General features: G+C 44.3%; 7 protein-coding genes. 6 read left to right on the forward strand and 1 reads right to left on the reverse strand.

Annotated elements, in window-relative coordinates:
• Positions 1–130: 130 nt before the first annotated feature.
• Together A1QO_RS06335 and A1QO_RS06340 are read left to right on the forward strand one after the other, a co-directional pair.
• On the forward strand, positions 131–1,297 hold the full coding sequence (locus A1QO_RS06335) for a YhfX family PLP-dependent enzyme (protein WP_017041394.1): 1,167 nt from the start codon (positions 131–133) through the stop codon (positions 1,295–1,297).
• Positions 1,290–2,597, forward strand: a complete 1,308-nt coding sequence (locus tag A1QO_RS06340; RefSeq protein WP_017039986.1) for a phosphopentomutase — start codon at positions 1,290–1,292, stop codon at positions 2,595–2,597. The genes A1QO_RS06335 and A1QO_RS06340 overlap by 8 nt, the downstream gene beginning before the upstream one ends.
• Positions 2,598–2,962: 365 nt before the next feature.
• On the opposite strand, the gene A1QO_RS06345 is transcribed toward A1QO_RS06340, so the two are convergent.
• Entirely contained in the window at positions 2,963–3,895 is a 933-nt protein-coding gene (locus A1QO_RS06345) for a LysR substrate-binding domain-containing protein (RefSeq protein ID WP_241790413.1), read from the reverse strand.
• Between the two features lie 76 nt (positions 3,896–3,971).
• On the opposite strand from A1QO_RS06345, the gene A1QO_RS06350 reads away from it, so the two are divergent.
• From A1QO_RS06350 to A1QO_RS06365, 4 genes are read left to right on the forward strand one after another with little or no spacing between them, the layout of a single operon-like run.
• A complete protein-coding gene (locus tag A1QO_RS06350; RefSeq protein WP_017039984.1) occupies positions 3,972–5,318 on the forward strand; it encodes a 6-phospho-beta-glucosidase in 1,347 nt (448 codons plus the stop codon).
• The gene (locus A1QO_RS06355) at positions 5,315–6,100 is read left to right on the forward strand and encodes a carbohydrate deacetylase (RefSeq protein WP_017037302.1); all 786 of its coding nucleotides are present in this window, start codon (positions 5,315–5,317) and stop codon (positions 6,098–6,100) included. The genes A1QO_RS06350 and A1QO_RS06355 overlap by 4 nt, the downstream gene beginning before the upstream one ends.
• Positions 6,087–7,550 (forward strand): N-acetylglucosamine-specific PTS transporter subunit IIBC, encoded by a 1,464-nt coding sequence (gene nagE / locus A1QO_RS06360; RefSeq protein ID WP_017037301.1) that lies wholly within the window; start codon positions 6,087–6,089, stop codon positions 7,548–7,550. The genes A1QO_RS06355 and nagE overlap by 14 nt, the downstream gene beginning before the upstream one ends.
• 6 nt (positions 7,551–7,556) lie before the next feature.
• Positions 7,557–8,471, forward strand: coding sequence for a hypothetical protein (locus A1QO_RS06365; RefSeq protein ID WP_241790414.1), 915 nt, complete (start codon positions 7,557–7,559; stop codon positions 8,469–8,471).
• Positions 8,472–8,556: the final 85 nt, after the last annotated feature.

Raw genomic sequence — 8,556 nt, forward strand, 5'->3', positions numbered from 1 at the left:
AATTAACAAATAAATAGGCAGGCTGATCTTCAGCTTTATATAACACACCCACTTGAATTTGAAATCCATTATTAAGCAAGAGCATCAGAAATGATGTTCGGGATCAGCTCATGCCTAAAAAGGGGAGAACATGTTTTTAGAAGCGTTAGAAAAGCAAAATCCCAATTTAATTAATGCCACCCTAGCACTATTTAAACAGGGTAAATTACAGCCCGACACTGCGGTTATTGATGTAGACCAACTGCTCATCAACGCCAAATCAATGAAGCAGGTGGCGGACGAATCTGGGATACGTCTTTATGCAATGACCAAACAGTTTGGTCGCAATCCAACGATTGCCAAACTGCTCATAGAAGAATGTGGTTATGAAGGCATTGTATGCGTCGATTTCAAAGAAGCCCGACTCATGGCTGCACATGGATTGCCCATCGCCAATGTTGGCCATTTGGTGCAACCACCGAGCAATATGATTCATTCATTGGTTGCAAATATAAAGCCTCAGGTTATAACGGTGTATAGCCTTGAGAAAGCCCAAAAGATCTCTGACGCTGCCGTTATGGCTGGGCGACAACAAGGCTTACTGTTGAAGTTTTTCCATAGTCGAGACAAGCTTTACGTCAATCAAGAGTCTGGGTTTGCGCTATCACGCCTAGAAGAAGTCGTGCAGTCAATACAAGATATGCCGGGCGTTTATATCGAAGGGGTAACTCACTTTCCCTGCTTCTTGTACGACTCGGGTAGCAAACAAACCCAACCGACCCCAAACCTAATGACACTATTAGAGGCGAAACAAGGGCTAAATGCGTTGGGGATTCCCTGCAGCCAGGTGAACGCCCCCTCGTCCACCAACTCAGAAACGATCCCAATGCTGGCGAAATATGGATGCACCCACGGAGAGCCTGGCCACGCCCTAACCGGAACGACTCCAGCCAATGCTATCGAGCCACAAGTAGAGCGAATTGCCATGCTGTATCTCAGTGAAATCTCTCACCACCACGCCAACAACAGCTACTGTTTTGGCGGTGGGTATTATCGACGAGGGCTATTGGAAAATGCACGCGTTTACAGTGCTCATGGCAGTGAACGCACAGCGATCTTTAACGACGAAACCGACAGCATTGATTATCACCTGCGAATACCTGGGCATTACCCGATCGGCGCTCCAGTGATCATGGCTTATCGCACTCAGGTTTTCGTCACACGCAGTGATGTGGCTTTAGTTCGAGGAGTATCAACCGCACAGCCTTGTATCCTTGGGCTTTACGACTCATTAGGAAATGAGGTGACCTATGCCTAGATTCATTATCGTTGTATTGGATGGTTTTGGTGTGGGTGAAATGCCCGATGTCGCCCTCGTTAGACCACAAGATTGTGGATCGAACACTGCGAGTAAATTACTCGCACATTTCCCTCTAAAACGCTTGCCAGTACTAGAAAAACTTGGTCTACAGAATGTGGTCGATAACCCAGCTTCAATCATGTTAGCCAACCCACTGGCCAACACTGGACGGTCCAACCTCGCCCATCAAGGGGGGGACACGTTTATGGGGCATCAGGAAATCATGGGCACCCTGCCAAAGCCGCCATTAGAGCAGGCTTTTCAAGTGGCACTACCCGACATTGAAGCCGCTCTACTTAACCACGGATACAAAGCGGTTCGACATACTCAGCAAGGATTATCGGTTCTTGTCGTAGAAGAAGGCATTGTCATTGGTGACAATCTCGAGGCAGATTTAGGCCAAGTCTATAACCTTACGTGTAACTTCAACATCGTCCCTTTTAACAAGTTACTCGAAATCGCAGCGGTAGTAAGAGGCGCCAATCCGGTCAGTCGAAATATCGCATTTGGTGGCAATATTAGCGATGAAACGAATGGCATTCTGAACACCGACCTCCCCTTTGTTGAGCACTCTAATGAAGAAAAATATGCGGCCATGGAACGGGTATTCAATGCCATTGAAATCAAAAATGATGTGGATGGGAAACCAACATATATTGGGGTGAACTCCCCAGATAGTGGCGCTTACGATGAAGGCTTTCAAGTCGCTCATTTAGGCTACGGTGTAGACGCCAAAACTCAAGTCCCGTGGCAGCTCCACAACCAAGGGGTTCATACTTGGCTCTATGGAAAAGTGGCCGATATTGTACAAAACCCGCATGGAACCTCCTACACATCTGTCGTCGATACCAATGAAGTGTTTCGTCTGCTGAATCTCGATCTCTCCACAGAAAGCCACGGCTTCTTTTGCGCCAATATCCAAGAAACAGATCTTGCAGGCCACCAACAAGATCCCAAACAGTATTGGAAGATATTAGAAAAAGCCGATCGCGGGCTTAGTAGAGTGATGGAACAAATGACCGATCAAGACGTTCTTGTTGTGATGGCCGATCATGGGAACGACCCGTTTATCGGCCATACCAAACATACGCGCGAGCAGGTGCCTCTACTGGCCTACAAAAAAGGTCAACAGGCACTTAATCTTGGCGTACGTGCTACTATGTCAGATGTCGGCGCAACAGTAAGTGCCTACTTTGGTGCTGACCTTCCAGAAAATGGGACGCCTATTATACCATTGGTCCACACACCCCAAACATGACTATGCGATTAATTTCTATGTACGATTGAGTCACTCTTTACTCGCGATTCTGAGTCGCCTCTTTGCTTCCCCCCCTAAGTAATAAGCAAAGAGGTTTTTTCATTCCGTTGCCCACCAAATTCGCCAAACCACATTCTCAAAGCTGCCAAAAGACAAGTTTGAAACTTTTCTACTTCCGAAACTCGTTGCTCACGTGGCTATCCAAAGAAAGTGTGACAACAAAGTTTAGCAACATGATCTAGCCTCACTAGCTAGCACAAAGTTGGACAGAAACGTGATAAATAACTCTAATTTAGTAATTAATGAATTTGTTTAAGTATGGAAAGTCGCTTAACTTTTATCAAGTCTATATGGTGTAGACCAAATTATTTGGACCCAAAAATTTCATCCTGTATCCATTTGGAAAACAAGCGGTATTTAGGTCTGTGTTCCATGCCGTTCACGGTAATTAACCAGTAATGCTTATCTGTTAGAGCGGCATTAAATGGTGAAACAAGATCGCCTGACTTTAATAAATCCCTAACCAGTATCCAGCGACCCATAGCTACGCCTACGCCATTTATTGCAGCAGATGTTGAAGAGTGGAAATCATCCACAACAAAGCTTCGATGATTTTCTAGCTCACGTTCTTCTTCGGAAAGCCATTGCATCCAATTCGATGAGTTAACGTTCCTAATTACAGTTAACCCACTTAAAGAGGGCGCTTCATCGTCGAGATTGTGCTTTTTAGCATACTCACGACTACAAATTGGCAAAATACTTTCGCGAACTAGTTCCTCACTATACAGCCCTTCAACACCTTCACTGTAAACGATGGCGAGATCCATTGTTTCATCATCAAATCTTTGTGATTCGCTAGAGGTAATGATCTGCACATCGAGGTCAGGGTATCTCTCAATAAATTTAGGCACGTTGGGTATTAGAACTTGAGAGGCGAAATATGGAGAGGTACCAATGCGTATCGTGCCTGTTGGATTAGGGTTTTTTAGGTCGTCGATCACATTATCTACTAACTCAAATGATTGAGACACTGACTTGAAAAGTTGATTCCCTTCTGGTGTTAGAGCTATGTTCCTCGGCTTTCTGACAAACAGAGTGCATCCCACCTCTTCTTCGAGACTCTTTATCCTATGGCTTACTGCTGCTTGGGTTATCCCAAATTTCTTTCCTGTATTTGTAAAGCTAAGCGTTCTTGCCACGCTCAAAAATAGATAAACATTGCTGTGGTTAACCGATGCTCTAATCATAGATAATTGCCAATATGGATTACTTATATTTATGAGTACATCAGTATTCACGATTTGTAAACCCAGTTAACCCCTGTAATTCTAATGCATAAGAAAATTTCAGTTACACAACACAAAGGAATACAGCGTGAAAACATCATTAAAAGTTGTCGTTATTGGCGCAGGATCTAGCTACACCCCAGAACTGATTGAAGGGTTATTGCGTCGTTCTGATTCACTGCCAATTGGAGAGTTGTGGCTGGTCGATATTGAGGAAAGTCGATGGAAGGCTGAGATAATTTACGATCTTACAAAGCGTATGGCTGAGAGGGTCGGTAGTGAAATGAACATCATTCTTACTGAAGATAGAGCGTCTGCACTGGAAGATGCTGATTTTGTCTGCTCTCAATTCCGAGCCGGTTGCTTAGAGAGTCGTATTCGAGATGAAGGCATTGCTGCTAAGTATGGAATGATTGCCCAAGAGACAAATGGCATTGTTGGCTTGGCTAATGCCTGCAGAACTATCCCGATTGCGCTAGAGATTGCTTATGAAATGGAAGAGCTTTGCCCTGATGCATGGCTACTTAACTTCACGAATCCGTCTGGCATGGTGACAGAAGCGATTATTCAAAACAGTTCAACAAAAACCATCGGCCTTTGTAACGTTCCAGTGAATATGGAGCGAGGTGCAATGGAGCTGTTAAATGCTAAGCCTGAAGACTTCTTTATTCAAATTGCAGGGTTAAATCACCTAGTGTGGGCGCGTAAAATCCTCCATAAAAATCAAGACAAAATGCAATTCATTATAGATGAGGTTCTGGCCGGTAACGATAAAATGCGTCCTCAAAACATTGCTCAGTTTGATTGGTCAAGTGCCTTAATCAAAGACATGGGAATGCTGCCTTGTTCTTACCTTCGATATTTCTACGCAAGTGAAGATGTGTTGGCAAAGCTAGATCCGAAAGAGGGAGAAAACGTAAACCGAGCTGATGTTGTAAAAGAGATTGAAGCCAAACTGTTTGAAGTTTATCGAGATCCTGATCTGGCCGTTAAGCCAAAAGAGCTAGAGCTTCGTGGTGGTCAATATTATTCAGAATCAGCCTGTCGAATGATGAATGCGATTCACAACGATACGGGCGAAATCATGCATGTTAATACGCTGAACAAGGGCGCGATTCAAGGGTTGCCTGATGACTGTGCAGTGGAAGTCAGTGCAATGATAAAATCCTCTGGTGCTCATCCACTGAGCGTAGAAGCTTTCCCTGAAGATACTCTTCGATTAATTCAAACGATGAAGACCTTTGAAAGCCTCACAATTAAGGCTGCGATGAACGGTGATGTGAAAGCCGCATTACGCGCACTTGTTATGAATCCTCTTGTTGGTACTGGAGAGAAGCTTGAGATTGCTCTGAAAGAGACCTTGTTGCAAAACCTCAACTTACTTCCTGAATTTAAGCGCAAAGACATCGAGATTTTGAAGGGGGATTTTGAGTGAAGTTAATTATCAATGCCGATGATTTTGGCCTGACTAAAGGAACCAATTCAGCAATAGTTCAAGCGATGAAATTTGGCCTAGTGACAAGCACCACCTTGATGCTCAATCAATTAGGGACTGAAGATGCGATTGATATAATACAAACATACGACTTAGCCAACATTGGGCTTCACGTAAACATTTCGTCGGGTAAGGCGGTATCGAATATTGAAGATATTCCAGATCTTGTTGATGAAAATGGCATGTTCTTAGGACGCCGTCATCTAGCTAATGTGTGTGAGTCAATCTCATCGCATCAAGTCTATTTAGAGGCGATGAATCAGTACAAGTTGGCACTAAGTAAAGGGGTGAATATTAGTCATGTGGATTCACATCATTTTGCTGCTTTTTTGCCTAACTTGAAACGTGGATTTATAGAGTTCGCCAATGAAGTTGGCTTGCCAACCCGACGTCCTGATTACTATGACCAAGACTTAACCTCTTTGACGGTGCTAACACCAGATCAGTTTAGTGGGAAATTTTATGCAGGGCGATCGAATGAAGAAGGCTTCAAGCAAACCATTCTAGAGCTTAAAGAAAACAATCCTCGCGGAACGGCTGAAATCATGGCGCACCCTGCTCATTGCGACTTAGACCTAGCTGCAGTGTCTTCCTACACAGCACAACGCGAGCTTGAACTGAATATCCTTACCTCACCCCATATTAAACAATGGCTAGCTGAGCAAGGTGTGGAACTAATTAGCTTTAATGACTTACCAAGGAACAATCATGAAGAACGTTAACGTATTTGGCTATTTGCAAAAGGTTGGACAAGCCTTGATGGTCCCTATTGCGTGTTTACCTGCTGCAGCGATTTTAATGGGGGTAGGCTACTGGGTCGATCCGAACAGTTGGGGCAATGATAATGCGGTCGCTGCATTACTGATCAAAGCCGGTGGAGCAATACTCAAAAACATTCCATTACTGTTTGCTGTCGGTATTGCTTTTGGCATGTCAAAAGACCGCGATGGGTCAGCGGCCCTATCAGGGCTAGTGTGTTGGCTTGTCGTGATGGCACTACTTGATCCTGCTTCAATAGCAATGATTAAAGGGATCGACATTAGCGAAGTACCGGCAGCGTTTGCCAAATCGGATAACCAGTTTGTAGCTATTGTCGTTGGTATTGTGGCATCGGTGATATACAACCGATTCTCCGATACGCAGTTGCCTAAAGCGTTATCGTTCTTTAGTGGTAAGCGCCTTGTACCAATCTTAGCGGCTTTTGCGGGTATCGCGATAGCGGGCGTGTTCATGGAAATTTGGAACGGTCTTTTCTCTGGCATGACTAACTTTGGCACTTGGATGTATGAGCAAGGTGCTATTGGCTCTGGGTTATTTGGGTTCTTTAACCGATTGCTTATTCCTACGGGCTTACATCATGCGATCAACCCTGTTTTCTGGTACGACGTTGCCGGTATTAATGACATGCCTAACTTCTTAGGTGGCGCACAGTCTATCGCTGAAGGTCGCGCAGAGATTGGGGTTACTGGCCGTTACATGGCAGGTTTCTTCCCAGTCTTGATGTTTGGTCTGCCGGCCGCAGGCCTAGCAATGTATGTTACCGCGAAAAAGGAAAACAAATCTCGCGTTTCGTCACTGATGATAGCTGCTGCTTTTGCCTCGTTCTTTACTGGTGTAAGTGAGCCTATGGAGTTTGCCTTTATGTTCGCGGCTCCTGCTCTTTACGTCCTTCACTCTGTGTTCATGGGTATTTCTATGTACATCGCTTCGTCGATGGGATGGATTTCAGGCTTCGGTTTCTCAGCAGGCCTTGTTGACCTTGTACTGCAATCACATAACCCATTAGCAACTCAGTGGTACATGCTAATCCCACTGGGTTTATGTTTTGCCGTGCTGTACTTCGTTACATTCCGTTGGGCTATTCTTAAGTTCAATATAAAAACGGCCGGCCGTGAAGATGATAGTGATGAACTAGGCTCGACTACGACGCCTACCGACGAGTTAGAACTGGCGAAATCGTATGTAGCGGCACTGGGTGGCAAAGATAACCTTACTGAAATAAACGCCTGTATCACGCGCCTACGCTTATCGGTAAAAGACAAAACCTTGGTTAATGATAAGAAAATTAAATCTCTTGGCTCTTTGGGTGTCGTTCATGTCGGTGATCAGAACATGCAAATTATTATTGGCACTCAAGCCGAGTCCATTAGCTTACTAATGAAAACGGTTTAAGGATTGATGATGACCAGTAACACGTTATTAAGGCTGCCTATTGCGTTGGTATCAGCATCAATGGGTGTTTCTGGTCTAGCAACTGGCATTCAAGCCTCACAATTGGTTTTTATTAAACCATTGATTATCCCTTTGGCTTCACTGGCTGCGTTTATTCTTACAGTGATGATACTGAGCATGATTGCTCGAATGGCCTTCGATGCAAAAGGTCTGAAAGACGAGGTGCGCGTAGCGACGAAACGAAACTTCTTAGCATGCAGCACGATAACTATTTTCTTACTGTCGGGCCTAGTGCGTGAGCATGAAGTTTATCAGACGGCCTTATGGCTAGTAGGCACGGTAATACAAGTCCCGTTGCTGCTCGCCATCTTAATTGGGTGGGGAATCTATAAAGAAAAGACCCTTACTGAACTTAACCCAACGTTCTTGATTCCACCGTTAGCCAACGTTGTTTGCTCCATTTTTTCACCGGTTGAGTACATCGGAATTAGTCACCTGATGTATTTCACCGGAATGTTGATTGGTATTGTTGTTTACATAGCAATACTGGTTAAAACCCTGCAAGGGAAAGCTCCCCCTGTTCCTTTGTATCCGACGTTCTTTATTGGCCTTGCTACGCCATCAATGCTTTTACTCGGCTATCTGAAGATAGTTGGATTCACCGATCGCATTGCGGCTGGTATGTACGTCTGGTCTCTCTTGATTATTGTTGCTCTTGCAATAAACATGAAAAAATTTGAGGGGATGAAGTTTGGAGTATCAACGTGGGCTTTCACCTTTCCGCTTGCGGCATTTTCAACAGCGACATATAGGCTAGGCCTATTTACGGTAGGGCATTTTTTCTTATCCGCGACTTGTTTGGTCGTAGTGTATGTTGCGATTAAAACTGCAACTAACCTAAAGATTATTCTGAATCCTTAAGAGGAGCTGTGCGAAATAGGCTTGACACTCAAAAAGAGGAAATACAGATTAAAAGACATATTAAACATATTAAACATATTAAACA

It is taken from the genome of Vibrio genomosp. F10 str. ZF-129 (assembly GCF_000287055.2).
GTDB lineage: Bacteria > Pseudomonadota > Gammaproteobacteria > Enterobacterales > Vibrionaceae > Vibrio.

What these genes read in the sequence shown, in the direction of transcription:
- A1QO_RS06335 (WP_017041394.1), top strand. Translation starts at nt 131, where the DNA reads ATGTTTTTAGAAGCGTTAGAAAAGCAAAATCCCAATTTAATTAATGCC.
- A1QO_RS06340 (WP_017039986.1), top strand. Translation starts at nt 1,290, where the DNA reads ATGCCTAGATTCATTATCGTTGTATTGGATGGTTTTGGTGTGGGTGAA.
- nagE (WP_017037301.1), top strand. Translation starts at nt 6,087, where the DNA reads ATGAAGAACGTTAACGTATTTGGCTATTTGCAAAAGGTTGGACAAGCC.
- A1QO_RS06365 (WP_241790414.1), top strand. Translation starts at nt 7,557, where the DNA reads ATGATGACCAGTAACACGTTATTAAGGCTGCCTATTGCGTTGGTATCA.